The organism is Marinimicrobium sp. UBA4209, from assembly GCF_002381585.1.
Classification (GTDB): domain Bacteria; phylum Pseudomonadota; class Gammaproteobacteria; order Pseudomonadales; family Cellvibrionaceae; genus Marinimicrobium; species Marinimicrobium koreense.
Window position 1 is genome coordinate 28,869 of sequence record NZ_DFTP01000088.1, and the last position, 320, is coordinate 29,188.

The 320-nt window shown below is 60.3% G+C and carries 1 protein-coding gene; it reads left to right on the plus strand.

Annotated features, from left to right (window positions below):
- Positions 1 to 320, plus strand: a 320-nt coding sequence (locus B3187_RS12795) for a helicase-related protein (protein ID WP_286806871.1), incomplete at both ends; no start/stop codon positions are given.

Genomic DNA, 320 nt, shown 5'->3' on the forward strand with positions numbered 1-320 from the left:
AACAAGCTCGATGCCCTGACCCGCATTCTGGAAGTCGAGCCGTTCGACGGCATGATCATTTTCGCCCGCACCAAGAACGCCACTGTGGAGTTGGCGGAGAAACTTGAGGCCCGCGGTTATGCAGCGTCCGCGCTGAACGGCGACATGAACCAGCAACTGCGCGAACGCACCATTGAGCGGCTGAAAAACGGCAAGCTGGATATCGTGATCGCCACTGACGTGGCCGCCCGTGGTATCGACGTGGAGCGGGTCAGCCACGTGCTCAACTACGACATTCCGTACGACAGTGAAGCCTACGTGCACCGCATTGGCCGCACCGG